This window comes from Methanocellales archaeon (assembly GCA_028715985.1).
Classification (GTDB): domain Archaea; phylum Halobacteriota; class UBA148; order UBA148; family UBA148; genus UBA148.
The window spans coordinates 1-23107 of record JAQUQR010000006.1; the positions used below are offsets into that span (position 1 = coordinate 1).

The window sequence follows — 23107 nt, forward strand, 5'->3', positions numbered from 1 at the left end:
TGTCCTGGCTTGGGGCGGTAACAATGTTTCATGAACCCCCATTGCCCATCTGATAACTCTTCAAACCTCAATTTTCATCCCCTCAGGCAGAAGAGAGGCCTCAAACTATAACTACTTTTGAAATGAGCTCTAATGTAAAACCCTAATCGCCCAGCGGATAATTCGGCGTCTCGTCTGTAATCAGGACATCATGCGGATGACCCTCATAATATCCGGCTGGCGTGATCCTGACAAATCTCGACTTTTTGTGCATCTCCTCCACGTTCTGTGCGCCAATATAGCCCATGGCTGATCTAAGCCCACCTACCAATTGATAAAGCATCTCTCCGACGGTTCCAGAGTAGGGAATCGCGCCCTCAACACCCTCTGGCACGAACTTCGTCTTGCTGAGATATCTGTCCGTGCTCTCTCCGCTGGACATGGCACCAAGTGAGCCCATACCCCTGTATTGCTTGTACCTTCTTCCTTTGATGGTGACCATTCGCCCAGGAGCTTCATCAGTTCCTGCCAACAAATTACCTAGCATGAGAACATCAGCGCCTATTGCGATGGCTTTAGCTACATCGCCTGAATATCTGATCCCCCCATCGGCGATCAAGGGTATGTCATGCTTATGAGTGATATCTGCAACCTCTGCTATGGCGGTTAGTTGTGGAACTCCGACTCCAGCCACTAATCTTGTTATACAAATAGACCCCGGGCCAACTCCTACCTTCACTCCATCCACGAAGTCAACCAATTCTTCAGCAGCATCTGCGGTTGCAATGTTGCCCACTACCACATCTGCATTAACGTTCTTTTTGATTATTCTAGCAGAGTCTACGACGTTCATGTTGTGCGCATGCGCACAGTCTATCATCAGCACATTCGCACCTGCTTTATCCAGAGCAATAGCTCTCTCGACGTCGAAAGGACCTACTGCTGCTGCCACCATTAGGTGGTCACTTTCATCCCTGCTCGCCAGGGGGTATTGCCTTCGCTGAAGAATGTTCTGCATGGCAATTATGCCCTTGAGATTGCCCTTTTCGTCCACGACAGGAAGCCGCTCCACCTTGTGCTCATACATTTTGTCGAGTGCCCCCTCTAACGATACGCCCTCGTATGCGGTGATCAGGTCTTTTGTCATCACGTCTTTGACCTCTTTCGTGGGATCAGACTCAACGAGAGGAAGAATGTCCCTTCTGCTGACTATTCCCACCAATTTTTTATCGACTATGGGGACGGCACCAACCTCCTCCTCCGTCATTAGACGCCAAACCGCTTTGACAGAATAGTCTGGTGTGGCCGTTAAAACATCTCTCACCAGAAGCTCATCAGCTCTTTTTACCTCATGTACCTCATTTATCTGTTTTTCTTTGCTCATATTTCGGTGGATTACGCCCATGCCCCCTTCCCGTGCCATGGCGATTGCCATGTTTGCCTCCGTTACGGTATCCATCGCAGCGCTTACAAGAGGCAAGTTAATCAAGATGTTCCTCGATACTCGCGATTTAACATCCGCTTTGTCCGGCTCAACTCGTGACTCATTTGGGAGGAGCAAAACGTCATCAAAAGTAATTCCCATGGGGACATCTAATTTCTTCGTGAACACGTCCTTCACCCGCATCTCCTTTTGGGTTAATAAGAGTCTTTTCCCTAATGAACTTTTGGTTGATAAGCTCTTATGAATCTTTGGATGTTGCATCTCTCGTTTTAAGAAATTTTTTTTTAGAATGTGGGAAAGAAGAATAGTTCGTGGGCGTGAGAAGATCGGGTGAATGCTGCAGATTGGCATGCTGTTAGCTACTGGTTTCCATAATCGAGAAATACCTTGATGAAATCACGCTCTTTATGGAATCAAATAGCAATTCCTTGTATTTTGCAGCATTTATGTCCTCAGCTAGGACAGTCTCGAATACCCCTAGTGGGACTTCGACATAGGCATATTCAGGCATCCCGCTCACAGTCCCCCATATGCCAAAAGCTTTATCCAACATATTTCTCATATGGACCTCGATATCCTTGGATTTAGCATATATCCCGATCTTAGCCTTGTCGATCGCAAATACAAGAACAGTTGAAATGCTCTCCAGATCCAATAAATAGTCACAAACCTTTGGTAAAGTGCTCATATCCTTCGTGTAGCCTATGGTGGTCACAAGGTGGGTCTCTTTTATCAGCTTGTTATCGATGGCTTTTGCTAAATCTGAAAAAGTCTCTGATCGAATAGATGGATGTTCCAACTTCATAAGAAGATTCATATCTATCTTTGGAAGAATTTGATAATACGTATCCAAATCAAACTTATGCAAGCCTGTTCTGAGGCCCCTTGTCCTTTCCCGGATGGCATATAGTAATAGAGTTGCTAGCTGTTTGTCCATTGTAATATTCAGTCTTTTGAGATATTCTACCATGATACTGGATGTAGTTCCTGTATCTGCTCTAATGTCCTTTAATTGGGCCTTTATTTCCTTGACGTCACCTACATATTGAGATATGACCATTATGGGGGGACGATCTATGTATTTTAATTGACTTGGCACTGCGTCGATGAAAGCCAGCTCTCCAACAAGGTTGGCAGGACTTTGCAATAAGTTTAGATGGTTTTCCATAATGTTAAGGAGCCTCTTGTTCTGAACTTCGCCCCTGTAAAATATCTTGGCGTCTTTATGAAAATGCTCCGCTATCCGTTTAAGAGCTAAAGCGCTGGCCAATGAATCAGGTATTGGGTCCTCCTTTATTACTATGGATAACGTCTCACACGAGGATACCAGTTTCTTTAGTTGACGGCCAAACAACATTCTTATGTTAGGGTTCATTTCATCACTGCGGGGATATGTGTATTTGATGTAATGTAATAATTGAGACTATTTTAAATAAGCGGTGTTTTGGAAGGATAATATTAGTACTAATGCTATGTTTAGCGTTTGAAGGCTCATATGGTATAATGTAATGACCCAAGAAATTTTGTAAACCATCCCCTGAAAAGCTGTTGGGCAGGGGATTCAATTCATTCTTGCCTAAGCATATTTTTTGATGATATCCCCAAACGCTTCAATTACAACCTTCAAATCACTGCGGGATAAACTAAACGTGCTTAACTTGAACAGTTTGGTTAATCCGGGCTTGATTCCGTGAATATTGCGGTTTTTCAGCTCTTTATACAGGAAGTAGCGTCCGTCCTTTATTTTTTGAGATATCTCATACAGATTTGGTGCTTCAAAGAACATTAGGTCATGTTGGTGCGGTTTATCGCCAAGTTGTTTTAACCCCAGATTTTCCAATTGGGTCGAGAACCACTGAGCTTTTTGAACCTCATCATCCCAGCGATTCACACGCTCTACCACATGGGGAAAGGAGGCCATCAAGGTCATAATCGTAACCCCACGAGCAGTGCATCCGAGCATTTCCAACTCCTTGACCTTGAAAAATTCCGACTTTTCAAATATTTTTTCATGGAGCTCATCACTTACGCCGAGCACGCCTATGGGACCTGATGATGCCATCGACTTATGGCCGCTGCCTACGATGAAGTCTGCCCCTATTTTTTTCGCGCTAACGGGCATCCGTCCTACTGCATATGCCCCATTTAGCAAAAAGGGAATGCCATATTCATGGCAGATATTTGCGACGTGCTCCGCATCAACTATGTTGCCATAATTCCCATCGGGATATGTGAGCAATGCTAAGGCTGGCATCTTACCATCCTCCTTTTTTGTCTCCTCGAAGATTCGGGCATAGTCTTCCGGATCGACCTTATAGCAAGGATGGCCGGAATTTGAAGCGGTCTTGATTTTTAATCCAGCCCTCTCTGCAGCGACGAACGATGTATAATGGGCGTTCCCATCGAGCACGATTGAGTCGCCTTTTTCCGTAATCGCGTGCATGACAATGAACTTTGCTTCTCTAGCACCATTGGTCACGCGTGCATGATCTGTGCCTAAGAATTCGGGCAATGCCTCATGGATGAAGTCATGAATTGGTGGATTCTTGATTTCATCTAAGGAACCAGGGCAGAAGTCACAAACAGAGTAGCCGTCCCCCCACTGTAGGAGCACAGATCGTGCCTCTGGGGTGAGTATGCCTCCTGTTTGGAGAGGATCTATGTTAATCATGCCCACCGTTTTTCTGCTCATATTTTGGAATTTTTCAAGGTCCATCACACATCACCATCCAACGCCAGTTGCTCCAACGCCAGTTGCGATCAAATGGGCAACCCTCAAAGGCTCTGGAATGCGACTATGGATTGAGGTAAGTTGTATCAGGTCTCTTGAACTGGATAGGTCAATGCCGCAGATTTGTATGTAGACCTTATCCTTTCCAGCGACTTCAAAAACCTCTCCTGCACGCTGAATAAAGTTCCATCTCTCTTCCGGATGCTCAAGATTCTGCAACGCACTATGAATCTGCTCAAAGTCTGGCAAGGAATCCATCACCACAATCACTGGCAGATTGGTTTGCTCTTGCAATGTAGGGATGTCTACAACGTTAAAGCCTGCATATGTGATCCCATTAAGCATGATCACGCGTATCTGATCGTAGTGCTTGGTATTCTTGGCAAGCGCAATAATTTTTTCCGTCGCATCGTAGCCATCTCTGGTCATTTCGGTGCGAAGGACGCAGTCCAGCCAATCCGCACCCCTAAAAATCGTCCCTATAACCATTATTTTATCCGATACGAGCGGTCCATCATCGATGGCCAGTATCCTGATTTCTGGTTTTACGTGCATCTTCTGCATTCTTCTTAAATTTTCTCTTGAATTCAGCGCATTGTTTACCCAATCTGTTAGCTGCCTCTGACAACGCTATAATCGGATCCATATCCTTCGTTCGGATATACAGCACCGGATTACTGATATCTGGCTGCTTGATGTCATAGGAAGCGATTGTCACTTTTTCATCCTCCAAGAGGGTGGATTTCAGTGCATTTAAAAGCGTATGGGTTTCGCCGACTATCTCCAACTTCATTTCCAGAGGAGTTTTATTCAAGATCTTGATCTCCATTCTTTTCACTCACCTATATGCTGCCGGATCCATAATCATCAGCGATCTTTCGTGTTTCAATGCGCCCACATTTAGGACATTCCAATTTATCGTCTTTCCTCTTCAATCCTACCCTGCATCGGGAACAAATGGCTTTTATCACCCCTAAACTCTTGTTATCGGTACTCAGCCGCAATGTCTTGTCATCGATGACCTTTGCCCTTACTATGTCCTGAAAGCCAAATTCATAGCCCAATTCCTTGACATATGCATCTTTTATATTTGATATGTGAATCGCTCCCTGTTTTAGGGTGGCTATTTCTCTGTCCTCTTGGCCCTTTATCCGAGCGATATCCACTAGTACGACTGAACTCTTAATATCTGAAACCCGACCTATGACAATATCCCCAACTTTGGGAACAGGTGGCATGCATGTCTGAGGCACTATAGATATGCTTCTATCCTTTGTATCGATTTTTACGACTCCTGTGCAAGCCGCATATATATTGCCCTTGTCTTTATAAGTTCCGTTCATGGAAAGAAACTCTTCAGAAGTTCCCAGAAAGTCGCCGGGTATGGCAAAATTTTCCTTTATTTTTGACATTTCTCTTTCTCCTTCCTTTCAAATCTATATAACTCTACGTTCACCATCTTTATATCTTTCTTGTGAAACTTAAATGTCCATCTTATTGGGAAATCGATCGATTTCTGATGGGTTATGACGCCCTGTGGCTGGATGAATTTACTGATGAACTCCCTACTACCAACGTTATGGAGCGAGTAAACAACTTCTCCGATCTCCAGTGCCTTTCGCAAAAAAGGGCGGTCAAGTCCCTTTCTTTGAGCTCCGAAAGGAGGGTTCATTATCACAGCAGGGCTTAAATCTGCTCGACTGCGTACGGCAAAATCTTTCACGTCACAACATATGGGACAGATGTCAACTCCCAGCCTTTCAGCATTTGCTCTGGCGATGTGCAGTGCATCTAAATCCGAGTCTATGCCTATAACCTTTTCTGCTCCAAGCAGCTTCGCTCCAATGGCGAGGATGCCAGTGCCACAACCCAGGTCAAACACAATGCCGTTGAGGTCTCCTTGCATGTATGCGAAGTGGAGCAGCTCAGCTGCTATTGGCGCAGGAGTCTCATACTGCTCCTTGCGTACATCAGGTGCTGAGAAGCCCTTAACGCTCTCCAGAATCATCTCGAGTTGTTTTTTCTTCATCCTATCCCAACATCTCATCGAACTTGATCTGGCTCCAGTCCCGCTCGCCCAATACGATCTCAAATTCGATAGGCGTGATCATCGGCGTCTTGAATAATGCTGCATCATCTATTGCTATCCTCGGGCAGGCAGTGTTGACGAATGCATCTACTTTGAAAAAGAGCAGCAGCTCTGGAGTAATTTCATTCATTGAAATCAGGTGTGCTTCTAACCCCTTTTCCAAGGCCTTTTCTTGTAATTTCCTAGCTAGCTCTATCCTTGTTTGTGCGCTCTTTGTGCTGACTAGGATTCCAAACGTTTTCGCACTTAGCGCTTTGGCGATGATAGCATAGCGCTGACGAAGAATCGGCTTAGGATCGATCTCCCGCACCTCCTTTGACATCGGATCTGCTATGATTACGCGCTTGGAGGTAGCAAGGGTAACGCCCAATGGATGAAAGTCCCCGCTCCCAATATATATGAATTCGTCCGCATCTATGCGAGCAGCGGAAAAGTTACAACCGAGTATCTGGCCGTCATATTTGATTCTGGAATCCCCTTTTCCTATCAGGCAATCCTTTCCATGTTGCAGGAGGTAATCCCTTGCCTCACCTAACTTGTGAACGTGCTGTACAGTGGTAATCAGTCCAACCCTCTTTCCCTTAATCATCTTGATCGCCTGTTCCAGGACTGGAATGACATCGGCATCGGATCTGACTTCGATAAAAGCCACCTTATCTCTGGGCTTCATCTCGGCATGCCCAAAATGAAACAATAGGTCCACTTCCCTTAGAAGAAACTCGTCCAGATCACATGCACCATAGCAAGGGCTTCCAGAGATTAAAACGATGGCATCCGTTCTCTCCTCAATTTTTTTTGCCAGCTCTAATGCAGATCGCCTTAACCCCTCTGGAAACTGGAGTCCGATCTTTTTGGCGCCTCTTTCCTCTATGGTGTCTAGGATTCGATCTAACTCATATTTGTTCATAGCCTTAACAGAGGACGGCCTTGCCCTCAGAAACTTCCACTCTAGCTAATACTTTAAGAGGGTACCCCCTCTCTTTGATTTTCTGTGCCCCGTCTCCCCTACTGATTACAACAGCTATGTCCTTGATCTCCGCACCCGTCTTTTCTATGGCTTTGATCGTTGCCAGCATCGTGCCTCCGGTACTTATGACATCGTCGACGATCAGCACTTCATCTCCTTTATGAATGCCATTCATGTACAATTGACCTTTGGAATAGCCTGTTGATTGATTGATGACAATTTCCCCCGGCAGGTCGTATTTCTTTTTTCTGATGATCACCAATGGAATATCTGTGGATAACGAAAGGGCTGTTCCGATATGGATGCCCATGGCCTCTATTGTGACTATCTTGTCCACATCCACGTTCGCTATCTTGAGAATGTAAGCGCCCACCTCTCGGATCAGATCAGATCGTAATTCCGGCACGCCATCAGTTATGGGATGGATGAAATAGGGGTATTCTCCGCGTTTGATCACGGATGCATTCAGCAAGGATTCTTTTAGCCTATTTAACATCGTTCATTACCTCCTCTAAATCGTCAAGGAATTCTCCTAAACTTTCTTCAGTTATATGTGGCATTATGATCAATCTAAGCGCTTTCGGTTTAATGGTCTCTGATACATACCACTTTCTTCTCTCCAGTTTTGATAAGACCTCCTTCAAATTTGGGACTTGGAGTGCAAGGACATTGAGCACGGGTTCGATGACGGGAACGGCTCCAAGACTTATGCCCCTCTTCTCTGCAACCCTGGTCAGCCGCATGCACGTATCCACGATGCGTTTGTAGCCCCTGCGTCCGAGATGCTTGAAAACCGCATAGGTCGCTGCTACGGAAGCGCCGGACCTGGTTCCTGTGAGTGAGTGTTGTTTTTCTTCCTGATAAGCTGAAACCATTAACTGGTCCATCTGCTCTCCATATCGAAATAGCAAGCCGCCTGAAGCTATGGTGCTGGCGCCCATCTTATGCGGATCCACTGTGATCGATGATACCCCCTCCAGCCTAAAATCAAATTTATAGTCTTCCTTTAAGAAAGGGATGATAAGGCCACCGAAGGCAGCATCCACATGTAGAAATAGGTCCTCTGACAAGGCGATCTCTGATAATTGCTCGATTGGGTCTATCTGTCCGTACTCAGTGGTGCCAGCTATTCCCACAAGTGCTATGGTGTTTTCATCGATAAGGTTTTCCACGGATGCTAGGTCCACTCGATAGCATTTATCCAACGATGCTTTTCTTAACTCCAGCCCGAGAATTTTCGCTGCCTTCTCAAAGGAAAAATGCGCCGATGCAGGAACTATTACGTTTGGTTTCCTTTTGGAGTTCAGGTCCCTTGCTACCCGAAGAGCCTGGATATTCGATTCAGTCCCCCCCGTAGTGATATATCCGAAGGCTTTTTGCGCACCCAAAAGAGAGGCAAGCATCTCTATTACACGGGTTTCCAGCTCCTTGGTGCCGGAGAAAAGATGTGCATCTCCCAAATTCGTTTCTACGAACTTCTGATGAACGCGGATGGCCAGTGGGTGTGGCCTAGTGCACATCGAACTAAATACTCGATTGAACGGCGCCTCCTTGGCCCTGACCTGGCATAGGAAATCCAGTATTTCCTCTTCGGAAATCCCCCGTTCATCCACTTAAGATCTCCTCGCAACATTGAGAAGTATCGCTTTTTCAGACCTTAGAACAGCTTCCCTGACCGACTCAACGGCATCTACGTTGGCAGATATGCTGGTTATGCCAAGCTCAACCAATTTCTTTGCCATGGAAGGGGAGGAACCAGCTTGTCCGCAAATGGATGTTTTTACACCTGCCCTGTTGCACTCCTTGATAACATCCTCTATTAGCTTTATTACAGCAGGATGAGTCTCCTCATATAGGTCTGCAACATTCTCATTGTTCCTATCAACGGCAAGCGTGTATTGAGTTAGGTCATTTGTGCCAAATGAGATGAAGTCGAGGCCTTCTTCGATGAATTGATCGATAACCAATGCGGATGCGGGTGTTTCAACCATGATTCCTAACTCGATCTTATCCAACTCCAAGCCAGATTCAACCATGATCTGCTTTGCCTTCCTCAACTCCTTCGGATGCTGTACCATTGGGAGCATTATGCCAATGTTATCATACCCTAGCGCATACAATTTCTTGAATGCCTGTAGTTCGAGCTTGAAATGCCCCACATCACTTAGATCGCGCCTGATACCTCGCCACCCCATCATGGGGTTGTGCTCGACTGGCTCATCCTCGCCGCCTTGCATGCTCTTGAATTCATCGGTCGGAGCATCCAGCGTTCTCACCCAGACGGATCTGGGGTAAAACGCATCTGCAACGATGCGGATTCCTTTGACCAGTTCGTCAACGTACTCTTCCGATTTACCTTCTTTGATGTATAATGCGGGGTGTTTGCCCAGCCCTAGAATCATGTGCTCAATCCTCAGCAACCCTACCCCATCTGCCCCGGTGGCCGCTGCTCTCTCTGCAGCCTCTGGAATCGATATGTTCACCTTGACCTCGGTGACCGTGACTTGTCTTGCTCTTGCTACTGGCGCTGCGACTCCCTCTTCTTTGACGATAGCTTGCTCTACTTTCCCTTTATACACATGTCCCTTTTCACCGTCGATCGTCACCACCTTCACATCCTTCAGCACCTTCGTACCTTTTTTGGTGCCAACAATGCACGGGGTTCCAAGTTCTCGGGATACTATGGCGGCGTGACAAGTCAATCCCCCTTCATCGGTTATGACTCCTACGGCCCTCTTCATTGCTGTAACCATGTCGGGCGTTGTCATTTGGGTTACTAAAATGTCTCCCTCTCCCACCTTGTCCAACTCATCAAGTTTTGATATGATCTCAACGTTTCCATAAGCAAGACCAGGTGAAGCGCCAATCCCCTCTAAAATCAGTTCTCCTGTCCCCCCTGATTCTCCCCTCTCAGCCTTTTTTTGGATGGTGGTAATTGGGCGAGATTGCAACATGTAGATTTTTCCATCTGCTATGGCCCATTCCACATCCTGAGGTGCACCGTAATGGTTTTCCACGATCTCCCCGAGTTCGGTCAGCTTCATCACCTCACCATCGGTCAAAACTGGTTTGTCCTTCATATCATCTGGAACCTTCTTTTGGACGGTCTTTCCAGTGTCTTTGTCTTTGACGTGCATGAGGTTCTTGGTTGCGATGTGGCGTTGGACGATTTTTTTCGTCCGCCTATCGACAACATAATTGTCAGGTGACACCGCTCCAGAGACAACCGCTTCACCTAACCCCCAGTCAGCTTCGATAATCGTCGTGGGCTCCCCGGAAGTGGGGTGTGAGGTAAACAATACACCAGCTTTGTCCGCATCCACCATTGTCTGGATGATGACGGCAATATTCACATGCTCATGCTCAAATCCCTGCTTTGCCCTATAGAATATCGCCCTCGCACCATACAATGAACCCCAACACCTCTTCACCGCCTCTAAAACGGCTTTCCCTCCATGAATGTTGAGAAAAGTCTCTTGTTGGCCGGCAAAGGATGCATTTGGTAAATCCTCAGCTGTGGCCGATGAGCGAACGGCAACAAAAACTGCCTCGCCCTCCCTCTCGCATAATTTATCATATGCCTCCAAGATGGCTGCCTTCATCTCAGAAGGCATTTCAGCATTGAGTATCAGGCTTTTAGCCCTTTTCGCTGCATTCTTGAGAGCCTCAGAATCATCCACATCTATTTCCAATGACTCAAACAACCTTTTTGCAATCCCCGTCTCATCTAGGAATTGTCTGAACGCGTGTGCTGTTACTGCAAAACCCCTTGGAACCGGCAGCTCTTCGTTCATCATCTCACCGAGGCTGGCGCCTTTTCCGCCAACCAAGGCAACATCCTTAGACCTTACCTCTTCCAACCATACGATTACCATTTTCAGACCTCCAATTTTTCAAGTGCCATGCCCAAAATCTGATCGAGCTGAGTGGAGGAAATTCCAAACTCCTTTGCGATTCGTTCAAAAAAGGGAAACTCGATCTCATTGCCTTTGCAATACGCCTTGGTGGCTTCAGCTATGGCTAATGCGCCAACAAAATTCTGAATAAAATTCACAGTAGAGTTTACCTTGCCGTTCTCAATGCGGGAAATCGTTTCTCTGCGAAGGTCCAGTAACTGACCAAGTTCTTTTTGAGTTATTCCATACTTTTTTCTGTAGGCTTGAATTGCGCTTCCATGCTCCGTTGACATGACTATGTTGCCAGCAATGTCCTGCGCAAACTTGGCCAACCATTCGGGCGTGTACATGTCATCCCTTCAGTTCAGTGTTACAATATATGTAACATGATTATCCAAAAATATGAATTAAATGTTCTATACTTAAACTTTTCTGAGTATTGTTACAATTTATATCACATATAGCATTCAAGACGGCAACGAAAAGATGAAAAAGGAGTAATTCAATCATGTATCGATAAATTATGGAAGACCAAGGAGTTATGAAAGTTATAGTCACTGACCCCGTCTCTCAAGAGGGTATTGAGATAATCAAGAAAGAGATGGATGTGGACATAGCAACCGATCTAACTGAAAAAGAGTTGATAAAACGAATTAAAGACTATGACGCGCTCATCGTCAGGAGCGGAACAAATGTAACGAGAAACGTCATAACTGCTGGCACCCGCCTGAGAGTTATAGGGCGAGCTGGCGCAGGTGTCGATAACATAGACGTGGAGGCTGCCACTGAAAAAGGCATCATAGTCCTGAATGCCCCGGGTGGAAACACAACATCCGCGGCAGAGCACACCATAGCAATGATGCTGGCTCTATCGAGAAAAATACCCCAAGCTCATGCATCGCTCAAAAAAGGAAAATGGAGTCGAAGCAAGTTCATGGGTACTGAAATTCAAGATAAAACTCTTGGAATAATAGGGCTTGGCAGGGTGGGAGCCGAAGTTGCAAAAAAGGCTCATGCACTGGGTATGCATGTGCTTGCGTGCGATCCCTTCATATCTGTGGACAGGGCCGAGAGTCTTGGGGCCTCACTGGTGGAGATGGATGTGCTCTTGGAAAGAGCGGATTATGTCACAATTCACGCTCCCCGCACAAAAGACACGTATCACCTCATAAGTGATAAGCAATTCGAGAAAATGAAAAATGGAGTGAGGATAATAAATTGCGCCAGAGGTGATATCATCGATGAGGGCGCATTACTCAAAGCCATCAAAAGCGGAAAGGTTGCAGGTGCAGCCTTAGACGTATTTGAGCATGAGCCTCCGGAAGGCAACCCGCTGTTGGAACTGGAGGAAGTTATCGCTACGCCCCATCTGGGAGCATCTACCCAAGAGGCGCAGTTAAACGTTTCCGTTGCAGTTGCAGAGGGCGTATTAGATGCGTTAAAATGCGAACCAGTCAGAAATGCAGTCAACATGCCTTCGATCAAAGCCGAAATAAAGCCGTACTTGACGTTAGCTGAGAAGTTGGGGCGATTATGCATTCAGCTGGTGGATGGCGGTATAAAGCAAATCGACATTACCTATAGCGGCGATATCGCAGAAAAAGAGACAAACACTCTTACCATCGCCGTGTTAAAGGGCATATTGGATACGATGCTGGCAGGATCGGTTAACTTCGTAAATGCGCTTATGTTAGCGAAGAACAGGGGCATCAAGGTCGTAGAAAGCAAAATCGAGCTTAGTGAAGACTTCACAGGACTGGTTACGGTCTCGGTAACGACATCCAGAGAAAGCAAGAGCGTTGCAGGAACGCTATTCGGGAAAAAGGATGCCAGGATCGTGCGAATTAACTCCCACAGGATAAATGCAGCCCCATCGGGTTATATGTTAATTGCGCCCCATGTCGATATGCCTGGAATTATCGGGCAGGTGGGAACCCTCCTGGGGGATAACAAGATCAATATTGCCGGAATGCAGGTTGGGCGAGAATTCATCGGTGGCAATGCTGTGATGGTGCTGAATATAGACAGCGCGGTTTCGGATAAGATATTGAAGCAAATAAAAGCGATAGAAGGGATACAGGATGTCAGGCAAGTGAAGCTCTAACTTTGCTCAACGAGCTCCGCAAATGCAAGGGTGCCAGATATCTTTTTGATCTTCGCTTTGACTATGCTGCCCTTGGAGACATTTGGAATAAATATCGTGTATTTATTCATTTTTGCTATGCCGTCTCCCTTGTTGCCGATGGCATCGATCCTAAACTCGTATATCTCCCCTTCCTCGATCTCTTTTTTCGTCTCCGTGCGAATTCGCCGTTTTTTGACAGGTCGATGTCCTCCGCATGCATCGCATTGTAACATCAAAATGCGCTCGCTCTTTATCAAATGGGTGTCAGGTCTTCTGCATTCTGAACAGATCACATACTCTTCAACATAGTCATCTATATGTGACTTGATGACATCAGATGGGAAATTCCCCTGAAATATTGCTCTGCCCCCATCAATCTTCCCGGCGGTTCCAAGCTCTTGCAACAGGAACTTCAAAAAAGTATCCATATCTCTGTTTAAAACGTCAGCGATATCTCCAAAATTGTCTAAGACCGTCGTTCTGCCCTCTGAAAATACTTTTGGAAGGGGCACCACAAATCTGGATTTCTCGGTCACTATGTCTGGTATTTGGCTTCGTGCCCGATCCAGAAGTGCTTCATAATCTTCCATGCTGCCACCTATGAAACCTGCTCTGCGCCCTTTTCTACAATTATTCGGCAGGGAGTAGGCAATTTATGGCCTGCCCTGACCAGGGCACTTTTGGCATTGAGAAAGTGTTGCGCATTTACTCCCAAAGTCATGATTTTCTGCCCTGCACTAACCCTGGCTGCCGTTCCTACTGCTTTCCCAAAAGCTCTTCGCATTCCATCCGATACACGATCGGCACCAGCACCGGTCGCTTGTTTGTTTTCCCTGAGGACCTGGTGGGGATAGACCCTAAGCTTCAGGTGGAAGTCCAAGCGGCCTACATCTCTAAGCAAAAGCCTGTTTGCAGCAATGCGTGCCGCCTCGAGGGCTCTGTCCATGATTTGGCAGGACTCCTCTGACACCAATGTTAATTGGACCGGAAAATCTTCCGTCAGATTCCCCATGTCAAATTGAACGACCTTGCTACCCGGTACGCCGCCCATGTATTTACGACGTGTGTATGCTCTGTCTCTTATATCCCGGTACATACTCGCTGGTTTTCTAGCCATAAGGATCACTCTAATTGGGTTGTGGGCTTATAAATCTTATCTTGTCTTATCCTATCTTATCGATGCCCCACTATTTCTTGCTCGCGTCGTCAATATTTCTACCCTTCCATCCAGTTGGTCCCTGGCAGCTTTTTCCACCTCTGACGGAGAGTCCGTAATCCCGTAAATGAGGGGGCCAAACGAACTCATTCCTGCCCCTGCTGCACCGCTCCGGAGCAGGACCTCCATGATCTCTCTGGCTTGGGGTTGCAGGCTCACTTCTCTTCTCTTGAAGCCAATTTTTTGAATCCGGTTAATGGAGTCTCCAAAAGCCCTTAAGTCTTTTTCGATTAAAGCTGGCAGCAGCTTCATTAGAATGATGTGCGAGATGGCTTGCACCTCTCCCAAAGGAATGGGGCACTCCTCCTTGAATATGTTCACCTCGCGTATGCCGGATGCTCCTTTAGCAGGGGGAATCACCAGCACGATGCTCCAGTCCGGAAAGTCATGGTGAAAGAGGACAGGAGGCGGTAAAGCATAACTGGCTGATGAGGGCATGAAACCTTTCTCGTCGAATCGATGGCCCCCATCAAGGATGAAACCCCCCCTCTCAAATGCAGTGACGCCTATGCCAGATGTACCCCCTCTTTGGACCCTCTTTGCAATCTCTCTGACGGATAATCCCAGACCATAGAGCACATTGGCAGCCATCCCCCCTGCGAGATAGGCTTGTGTGCCAGAGCCAAATCCCACGTGGGGGGGAATGTCCTCCTCGACTTTGATGTGGATGCCTCCATGATTTCTGGATATCAGCTCTGCGCCCTTTCTTATCTGCTCTGACAATGCGCTCCTGCCCTCTACGGTTACTTCATCAGCTTTTTCAGCTGAGATCACGATGGAGGGGTGATCGAGAGCAATGCCGATGCCGCCGTCCACCCTTCCCAAGGATCCATTCAGGTCGATCAGTGTGATGTGTATTCTGGATGGCGTCACGATTCTAATCATCTGCTTATGATTGATCTGGGGAATCATAAGTTTTCTGTGAGGTCTATTGAATCGGGACAGCCCCAACAAAAAAACCAGAAATCTCTTGTGTGGGACTTTAGCAGCAGGCAATGTTTTGGCGATGTTATTAAGAGGTTTAGGATATAAGATTTAGTGTCGGATAATTGAGGTGTATCAATGGTCCAGTTAAGCCTGAGTTTCATGAGGAACAGCAAGCTTTTTTCTAATCATTACCTGAGCCATCTTGTACAGCGAAATCGTGAGTGGAGAGAGGACGAAGCTTCAGAACGTGCTTTTAATCGAATAAAGGAGATTTATGATGAAAGGGGAGAGAAAGCTCTACAAAGACTTGATGAGGGGTTACTTGAGGATTTTTTCATCAAAAAAATCCTTGAAGAGGGTTTAAGACATCATCCTGGATTTCAGGCAAAGGTCGAGCCAAGTGCAAAGCGTCCGGATTATGCGTTTTTCCCAGATAAGGCATCGTTGTCCGATGCCCTTGATAACTATGGTAAGGAAGATTTCTATGCAGGTGCTATCGCTGTTGGTGATGCGAAGAGATGGAACGTATCCTTAGATAAGAAGTTGAAGGGTGCTAGACCATTGGAGGATCGTATCCCCAGTTTTCAGATTGATACCTATCTCAAGGAGACGTCCAAAAAGTGGGGCATTTTAACAAATGGTAGGTATTGGAGATTATACAATCGAGAAACCAGCTATAAACCGGATAGTTATTATGAAATAGACTTGTTGCAACTGCTTGAGACTAATGATGTGAAGAATTTCAAGTATTTTTACCTCTTTTTCCGGCTAGAGGCTTTTCTACCAGGTCCAGACGGCAAGAATTTTCTCGATAGGGTATACGAGGAAAGCGTATCATACGCCCAAGAGCTAGGAGAGAGTCTAAAGGAAAATGTCTATAAGGCTATGAAAATACTGGCCGAGGGGTTTTTTGACACGCCCAAGAACAACCTTACCAAAACTGAAGAGAACATAAAACTCGTTCATGATAATACGCTGAAGCTACTGTATCGATTGCTTTTCATTTTCTATGCAGAGAGTAGGGGTCTTCTGGATACGTCCAACAAGGCGTATGAATATTTCAGTCTGGATTGGATTAGGAGAGATGTATCCGAAAAAATAGACAAGAAAGAACTTATACTGCCTATAAGCACCGTCTATTGGGATCGGCTGAAGGGCTTGTTTGATCTAATTAATGTGGGCTCAGAATCCAGAAAAATTCCTAAGGACATGCTTTATATTCCACCCTATAATGGTGGTCTTTTTGATCCAGAGAGAAATCCATTTTTGAAGGAAAAGAAGATTGGCGACTCTTTCATCTCTAAAGCTATCGATCTTTTGGCTCGGTCAGAGGTCAAGAACGGGGGCGGTAAAGGGTTTGTAGATTATTCAACCCTTGATATTCGGCATCTAGGCTCGATATATGAAGGATTGCTTGAGTACAAGTTGAAAGTGGCTGAAGAAGAACTTGTTGCTGTAACGGTAAAGGGTAAGGAAACATGGATTCCCAAGGAAACAGCTAGGAACAAAATAGTCGATGAGGTAAAACCCGGAGAACTATATTTGGCAACTGATAAAGGAGAGAGAAAAGCCACCGGCTCTTACTATACTCCCGATTACATCGTGAGATACATCGTGGAAAACACTGTCGGACCACTTGTTAAAGAAAAGTTAAGTGAAAACGGCGGAAACCCAATTGATAAAATACTTTCGATTAAGGTTTTGGATCCAGCCATGGGTTCTGGTCATTTCCTTGTTGAGGCAACCGATTTTCTTGCCAAGGCGCTCATGGGAGCTTTGGGCGAAAGTCCAAGTGGAGAAAATGAAGAAGACATCAAGTGGGCTCGAAGAGAGGTGATACGTCATTGTATCTATGGCGTAGACCTAAATCCCATGGCAGTTGAACTCGCTAAGCTTTCCCTTTGGCTTTCCACCGTTGCGGTAGACAAGCCCCTGACATTTCTCGATCACAGGCTAAAGTGCGGTAACAGTCTGATTGGGACTAATCTGATCGACTTGCCACGGCACCCTGAAGCGACAGAGAGAAAGAAGAAAAGAGAAGAGAAGGCAGAATTAGACGAGAGGCAGAAGAAGTTCAAGGAAGAGGTCCACAAGCCATTTGTAGATAAAATTGTTCAGCAGATGGACACTCTTGTTGAAATAAGCGATGATACTCTAGAGAATATCAAGCGTAAGGAAGGGTTATTCAAGAAGTTAATTGAAACAAAGGAATATCAGCAGATAAAGGCTATCGCTGACGTCTACACAGCGGTCTACTTTGCCGATGGCATAGAAAAAGTTCCAGAAAAAAGATACTATGATCTCTTCTGGGCGATGAAGGGAGACGAGACTGAGTGGAAGCAGAAGACGAATTATAAATGGTTCAGAGATGCGGTGAAGATCGCAGAAGAAAAGCGCTTCTTCCACTGGGAACTTGAGTTCCCAGAAGTTTTCTTTGAGGCAGGAAAAGAGAAAGAGAATCCAGGATTTGATGCGGTGGTGGGGAATCCGCCTTATGCTCCAGCACTAAAAATAGACGTTTCTTTTTTCAAAAAGCAATTCATCTGCGCCATAGGGGAAATAGATCTATACAAACTCTTCGTTGAGGCTGCAGTAAACAAAACTCGAAGTGAAGGGTCTTTTGGGATGATTCTCTCTCACACATTTTTAGCTGGAAAAAACTTTATGGAGCTTCGTAAATTTTTATTGAATTCTTCGTTGATACGAGAGCTTATAGAATATAGGCCAGGGGTTTTTCCTGAAGTGGGGATTAGTGTGTGTATACTCCTCCTCACAAAAAAGCCCACATTGATTTCTCCTCGTTCGAAGGAAATTAAGGTACGTCTTTCTCAGGCAGATCCAGGGGGAGTCGATAGGAAGGTATCGATTACGGAGGTGCCACAGGATATCTTCTGGACGTTTCCAACATTTGAGTTTAATACCCGGTTAGAGAGCTTTTGGGCAAACATGTGGCTTCACATGTCTGCTATTGCTGTGCCACTAGGCGAACTTATGAAGATTTCAAGAGGGATAGAACTTGGCTCCAATTACCCAGGAATCACCGATTCGCTATGCAGTACAAATGTTGAGCGCCTCATCAGCGGAAAAGATATTGAAAGGTACTTGATCACTTGGACTGGGAGAGGTTTAAGATTTGACCACTCACAACCTGTAGCATATAAAAAACATTCGCTCTATGAAGGTTCCCGTATCCTAGTTCAACGATTAAGAACTAGAGCGACGTCACTTTCCGCTCGTTGGATTATAGCTACATATACGGACGAAAGCTATTTATCTCTAAATACAGTGAGAATTCTACAGTCACCAACAGAAACTTCTGACTTCAATTTGCGATATCTCCTTGCCTTACTCAACTCCCGACTACTAAATGAACTTTTCAGACATATATTTTCCACAATTGATGTATATGCTTTTCAACTCGCAGCCTTTCCAATCCGCCGAATCAACTTTACTACCCCTTCCGAAGAACGAATCACCCTTGTTGAATCCTTACAATCAAAATACAACGCCAACCAGTTCGATGAAATTCTTAAGATAGTTGAAGAATACCTCCCAAAAGATGCCGAAGGCAAGTTCATAACCGAACAGGAAAAGTCAGACGTAGTTCATGACATCCTCGCTTTTCTCGCCGAACAAATGATCAAGATGGGCAAGGAAAAACAGAATCTTACCCAGAAATTCTGGACTGATCTTGAAGGTGTCGTTGAAGAAGAAACTTTCGCAAAGTTACAGAAAGGCAAGCAATTAAGTTCGCTATACAAAAAGAGTCTTGCAAAAACCTATGTGGAAGAGAATTCGCATACCACTTACGGTCTGGATGAGGCACTTCAGTGGAGCAGTGATGCATTCAAAAACTTCGTTAAACTACTTGCTGGAAAAGTCTCCAATCTCAGCGACATACTGAGTGTGTACGAGAAGCACTCGGATGAGGTGGGAGGCATCGCACAGAGAATAGAAGCTACCGATGAGCTGATAGATCAAATAGTGTATAAGTTGTATGGGCTTACGGAGGATGAGATAAAAATTGTTGAATCTTCCCTTTCCAAAGTATCACAGGTGGTGGTCTAATACTAGAAAATATAATGGGAGTTATGTATCCATTGCCAGAAGAATATGCAATAAGACTTTTGGATAAGGACATATTTGTTAAATACCAACCACATGACACTACATCAGTAAAATTTAGAGAGGGCTCAAAGCTTTTGATCTATGTCTCAGGAGGCAAAAAGGAAATCCTAGGGGAGGGAGTTATAACCAAGATTGAATTTCTATTCTTAGATGAAATATTAAAGGAATATGAAGATAGGCTATTCATCACAAAGAAAGAATTATTGGATTATTCCAAAGATCGGAAGAATAAACGACTTCTTGTTCTTACAGTTAAAAATTTTGAGAAATATGAGCCCCCTATCAAGTACGATAAACCCATTACAATGACTGGAAAATACATGAACTTTGAGGAACACTCTTCTTTGTTAGGAAGCTGTGGGAGAATGAAATCAAGGTAAAGAGCTAGAGAGACAGATCAAATGGTTTACAAACTATACGGTCTAACCGAAGAAGAAATCCAAATCGTCGAATCCTCAGCTTAAAACGTCCAGTCAAACATCTGCGAAAGGCGCGGGTAGGATTAGATAATTATCTTCATCGGGTTGTGTCTCTTCTCGCCTGTGCCCGCCAACAATGTAAGTGGACGATATCTCTGGAAGAATCTGATGCCAAAAACTATATATGCTCCAGTAGATTACTATATGTAATCCACTTTGCGTAATTAGACTATTTGCCTGTAGTGAGAAAATGAAACTGCCTGCCGTCTGGAAAGGAGTTAAGGGGAGATGAAGGCGCTTTTTTATATAGAGGGTAACCACGTTCAACATATCGGTTGTAGGCTTACAGTCACCACCAAATTGATTCATGATGGTTTTAAAAAAGGAGGCGCTTTTAATTTACCTGATGGTAGGGTAGAAGTTGTTTTAGAAGGGAGTAAGGACGACATCACTCATGCACACAGGGAAATAAAAGAAAACTTAATCAGTTGGTTGGAAGAAAGTGCTAGAGATGTAGAAGCGATTAAGAATATGATCGGCAATCCTCACCCAAATATAAAAGTCACTGACCTAGATTTTGACGATAATTTAGTGGTTTTGGATATAGGTTTATTTAGTCATTCCTTGACCTTTGATCAAATTTACAAAGGCGTTGACGTTTACAAAGAGCTAACTACAGCCATAAGAAATCTTAATAATACTCTGACAAATAAAAGCCCCTCACAATAGACTGTTTTGGGACTCATCATGATGGACGTTTCTTGGAGTTTCTCTTCTCGCCTGTGCCCGCCAAAGATTGGAAATCATTTTTTTTACTTGTTCAACTATTGTGAGGATATGCCCGCTTTAAATTTAAAACCCAAAATTTAGTTGACGATGCCATCAACTTTCGGAGCTACTGACGATAACCGATAAATATAAATCTGGTGGGCATTTTGGTATTTAACAGGAATCGTAAGGGAGGTTTGAAAATGAAAGTTTTGGCGATAATCGCCAGCCCCAAACCAAAATCTTTCAGCCATGCCATACTTGAATCCTTTACAAAAGGACTAAAAGAGGCAGGAAACACCTTTGATGCTCTTGACCTGAGAGAGATAGAATTTGACCCAGTCATGAGGCTTGAAGACGTCGCTCAGTTTAAAGGGGCCAGAATGCCCGAAGATATACTTGCACAGCAAGAGAAGGTGTCACAGGCCGATGCACTAGCTTTCTTCTCACCAATATATTGGGGGAATTTGCCAGCCATTCTTGTAGGATGGTTCCAGCGTGTTCTCTCACTCGGATTTGCATATAGGCCCCCCTCTCCAGGAGAGATGGGGCCACAGGGTCTTCTTCCACAAAAGAAGGCCATAATATTTAATACTGCGATGGCCATGGGAAAACTGTATAAGGATACTGGCTTGGAGGATGCGATTAAAAAGATTTTTGACGAATATATGCTGAAGAGTTGTGGAATACAAAACGTAGAACATATCTTTTTTTACGGAGTTCCTCTAGTTAGCGATAAGGTTCGAAAGGGATATTTGGAGGAAGCCTACAAACTGGGCAAAGAATTTTGATCTCAAATTCCTCTATTAGCTGTTCCTTAGTAATGGAACAAGCGTGTAAGATAGCCAAAGGCAGTTTTACCTTAATCTCAAGAGATTAACTTTAATATATATTTAAACATTTATTTAAACATGAAGGACAGAAAAATCCTGAAGGTTGGATCTTCCTATATGGTAACGTTACCTATGGATATCGTTCGTGGGTTTGGATGGGACGAGAATACCAGGATATCGGTAAAAATTACCGGGAAGAGAACAATCGAGATAGGAGAGGCGTGAAAACTTTATGTCAGGCGTTGGACGATATACCATACTATAGAGATATGAAGATAGGAAGGCGCAGGTTCCTCAAGTCTCTTGCACTTGCAGGAGCCATAGCAACTATGGGTTTTTCAGGATGTATATCGTCTCCTGAGCCAACGCCTGCTCAAACACCAGAGGTAACACCGGAGAAAGTAGAAGAGCACGGGCTAGACAAGGAGCCTCTGATCGAGGGGAGCATCTGGGATCCAGACGAGTTCGTAGGCCTGACAGAGGAGCAGCAGTACCGGATGGAGATGGTCAATGAAATAAAGGCCTTTGCATTGGGGCTTGGCTTCAGCGAGACGGAGAATTTCAAGAGGTATGTAGATGAGCTAGATGCCTACCACTACTATTTTTATACCCCGGTTATCAGCCTGCCTTACGGCCTCGGTGATCCAGAGTTGCGCTTCGGCGTTGGTAAGCCGGAAGACGTGGTCATCGACCTGGATGAGTATGATGTCTTCTTCTTCTCTATAGAGGCCGTGGCCGGCGTCAAGACACCTGTAACGAGAACGCTGATCGAAGCTCCGCTGAGCCGTTTCATTCATGTTGTTTTCCACGAGGAATGGCACGAACAAATAGACCTGCCGCTGGTCATCGAGGAGCCGAATGCTGAGGTTGTCAGTCACATTGCGAGCATGCTCTTTGCCGAAAAGAAGCTTGGCCCTTGCTCGGAGGAGTATAATGCCTTAAACCGACAATGGGAAAACAAACTGAGGGAGAGTGCGGTTTATGTGGACCACTACCACCAGCTTGAGACGTTGTACTGCCAGTTCCATGCCAAGGAGCTTTCCAGATCTGAAACGCTGCGTTTGAAGGATGGGATTCTGGAGTCGCTTGGGGAGGGAATCGAGGATATCTGGGGCGCTCGTCCAGAGCAGTTGAACAATGCCATTATTGCTTTCCAGATGACCTATTACAGGCACCTGAGCCTGATGCACCAAGTATTTCTGGCATTGAATTCGGACCTGAAGAGGACGATAGCCTTGTTCCTCGCGATGCCAAGGCAGGGAGAAGATGCTACCAGCCTCGACGAAATCAATGACATCGAGGCAGATGTCATCGGCTACCTGGAGGACGTATTGGCAGAACGCTCCTCCGAGGCGGTGAGGACAGCATCGGCTCGTTATGGCGCAGATTGATCAGGGCTTCAGGCGGCGTTTGGACAATAATCATCCAAAATGTGCAGCTCGGGCAACATCGTCTATTTAAAAATTAGTTACGAGTGAAAATGAGCATGGAAGTGTAAGATTGATTCCAGACATCTGCGAAAGGCATATGTGAGATTTTCTCTCTATCGTCGATTTCTGAAAAAGAACGTAACATGCGTTAAATA

The 23107-nt window shown here is 45.2% G+C and carries 22 protein-coding genes; 7 read left to right on the top strand and 15 right to left on the bottom strand.

The features are described from left to right. Positions 1–142: 142 nt before the first annotated feature. From guaB to PHI74_06050, 12 genes are all read right to left on the bottom strand, one after another. Positions 143–1600, bottom strand: coding sequence for an IMP dehydrogenase (gene guaB, locus PHI74_05995; GenBank protein ID MDD5485557.1), 1458 nt, complete (start codon positions 1598–1600; stop codon positions 143–145). 178 nt (positions 1601–1778) lie between these two features. Further along, positions 1779–2798: a hypothetical protein gene (locus PHI74_06000; GenBank protein ID MDD5485558.1), complete on the bottom strand. Its 1020-nt coding sequence runs from the start codon at positions 2796–2798 to the stop codon at positions 1779–1781. A gap of 201 nt (positions 2799–2999) precedes the next feature. Continuing rightward, positions 3000–4139 (bottom strand): O-phospho-L-seryl-tRNA:Cys-tRNA synthase, encoded by a 1140-nt coding sequence (gene pscS / locus PHI74_06005; protein MDD5485559.1) that lies wholly within the window; start codon positions 4137–4139, stop codon positions 3000–3002. Positions 4140–4145: 6 nt separating this feature from the next. Further along, positions 4146–4718, bottom strand: coding sequence for a DUF99 family protein (locus tag PHI74_06010; protein ID MDD5485560.1), 573 nt, complete (start codon positions 4716–4718; stop codon positions 4146–4148). Further along, complete coding sequence (locus PHI74_06015; protein MDD5485561.1) at positions 4669–4983, bottom strand: DNA-directed RNA polymerase subunit L; 315 nt, start codon at positions 4981–4983, stop codon at positions 4669–4671. Before PHI74_06015 ends, PHI74_06010 begins: the two co-directional genes overlap by 50 nt. A gap of 13 nt (positions 4984–4996) precedes the next feature. After that, on the bottom strand, positions 4997–5566 hold the full coding sequence (locus PHI74_06020) for an exosome complex RNA-binding protein Csl4 (GenBank protein ID MDD5485562.1): 570 nt from the start codon (positions 5564–5566) through the stop codon (positions 4997–4999). Further along, entirely contained in the window at positions 5554–6183 is a 630-nt protein-coding gene (locus PHI74_06025; protein ID MDD5485563.1) for an METTL5 family protein, read from the bottom strand. The genes PHI74_06020 and PHI74_06025 overlap by 13 nt, the downstream gene beginning before the upstream one ends. 1 nt (position 6184) lies before the next feature. Next, positions 6185–7150: a diphthamide biosynthesis enzyme Dph2 gene (gene dph2 / locus PHI74_06030; protein ID MDD5485564.1), complete on the bottom strand. Its 966-nt coding sequence runs from the start codon at positions 7148–7150 to the stop codon at positions 6185–6187. 4 nt (positions 7151–7154) lie between these two features. Further along, positions 7155–7706, bottom strand: coding sequence for a hypoxanthine/guanine phosphoribosyltransferase (gene hpt / locus PHI74_06035; protein ID MDD5485565.1), 552 nt, complete (start codon positions 7704–7706; stop codon positions 7155–7157). Next, the gene (gene mfnA, locus PHI74_06040; GenBank protein ID MDD5485566.1) at positions 7696–8823 is read right to left on the bottom strand and encodes a tyrosine decarboxylase MfnA; all 1128 of its coding nucleotides are present in this window, start codon (positions 8821–8823) and stop codon (positions 7696–7698) included. The genes hpt and mfnA overlap by 11 nt, the downstream gene beginning before the upstream one ends. Next, positions 8824–11085 (bottom strand): phosphoenolpyruvate synthase, encoded by a 2262-nt coding sequence (gene ppsA / locus PHI74_06045; GenBank protein ID MDD5485567.1) that lies wholly within the window; start codon positions 11083–11085, stop codon positions 8824–8826. It abuts the gene before it with no gap. A gap of 2 nt (positions 11086–11087) precedes the next feature. Continuing rightward, on the bottom strand, positions 11088–11456 hold the full coding sequence (locus tag PHI74_06050) for a helix-turn-helix transcriptional regulator (protein ID MDD5485568.1): 369 nt from the start codon (positions 11454–11456) through the stop codon (positions 11088–11090). Positions 11457–11647: 191 nt separating this feature from the next. Between PHI74_06050 and serA the strand changes: the two genes are divergently transcribed. Then, positions 11648–13210 carry a phosphoglycerate dehydrogenase gene (gene serA, locus PHI74_06055; GenBank protein MDD5485569.1) on the top strand — a complete coding sequence of 521 codons (1563 nt, stop codon included), beginning with the start codon at positions 11648–11650 and terminating at the stop codon, positions 13208–13210. Here serA and PHI74_06060 read toward each other — a convergent pair. The 3 genes from PHI74_06060 to PHI74_06070 are packed head-to-tail and all read right to left on the bottom strand — an operon-like array spanning position 13207 to position 15332. After that, positions 13207–13821, bottom strand: a complete 615-nt coding sequence (locus PHI74_06060; protein MDD5485570.1) for a translation initiation factor IF-2 subunit beta — start codon at positions 13819–13821, stop codon at positions 13207–13209. The two genes, serA and PHI74_06060, sit on opposite strands and share 4 nt — an antisense overlap. An 8-nt stretch (positions 13822–13829) precedes the next feature. Then, a complete protein-coding gene (locus PHI74_06065) occupies positions 13830–14348 on the bottom strand; it encodes a 50S ribosomal protein L16 (GenBank protein MDD5485571.1) in 519 nt (172 codons plus the stop codon). Positions 14349–14399: 51 nt separating this feature from the next. Further along, positions 14400–15332, bottom strand: coding sequence for a beta-ribofuranosylaminobenzene 5'-phosphate synthase (locus PHI74_06070; protein MDD5485572.1), 933 nt, complete (start codon positions 15330–15332; stop codon positions 14400–14402). 177 nt (positions 15333–15509) lie between these two features. Between PHI74_06070 and PHI74_06075 the strand changes: the two genes are divergently transcribed. The 6 genes from PHI74_06075 (at position 15510) to PHI74_06100 (ending at position 22913) form a co-directional block, all read left to right on the top strand. Beyond that, positions 15510–19442, top strand: coding sequence for an N-6 DNA methylase (locus PHI74_06075; protein MDD5485573.1), 3933 nt, complete (start codon positions 15510–15512; stop codon positions 19440–19442). A gap of 32 nt (positions 19443–19474) precedes the next feature. After that, on the top strand, positions 19475–19882 hold the full coding sequence (locus PHI74_06080; protein MDD5485574.1) for a DUF365 domain-containing protein: 408 nt from the start codon (positions 19475–19477) through the stop codon (positions 19880–19882). 327 nt (positions 19883–20209) lie between these two features. Beyond that, positions 20210–20650, top strand: a complete 441-nt coding sequence (locus PHI74_06085) for a hypothetical protein (protein MDD5485575.1) — start codon at positions 20210–20212, stop codon at positions 20648–20650. 242 nt (positions 20651–20892) lie between these two features. Next, positions 20893–21480: an NAD(P)H-dependent oxidoreductase gene (locus PHI74_06090; GenBank protein ID MDD5485576.1), complete on the top strand. Its 588-nt coding sequence runs from the start codon at positions 20893–20895 to the stop codon at positions 21478–21480. Between the two features lie 120 nt (positions 21481–21600). After that, positions 21601–21747 (top strand): AbrB/MazE/SpoVT family DNA-binding domain-containing protein, encoded by a 147-nt coding sequence (locus PHI74_06095; GenBank protein MDD5485577.1) that lies wholly within the window; start codon positions 21601–21603, stop codon positions 21745–21747. A gap of 17 nt (positions 21748–21764) precedes the next feature. Next, on the top strand, positions 21765–22913 hold the full coding sequence (locus PHI74_06100; protein MDD5485578.1) for a hypothetical protein: 1149 nt from the start codon (positions 21765–21767) through the stop codon (positions 22911–22913). Positions 22914–23107 lie beyond the last annotated feature (194 nt).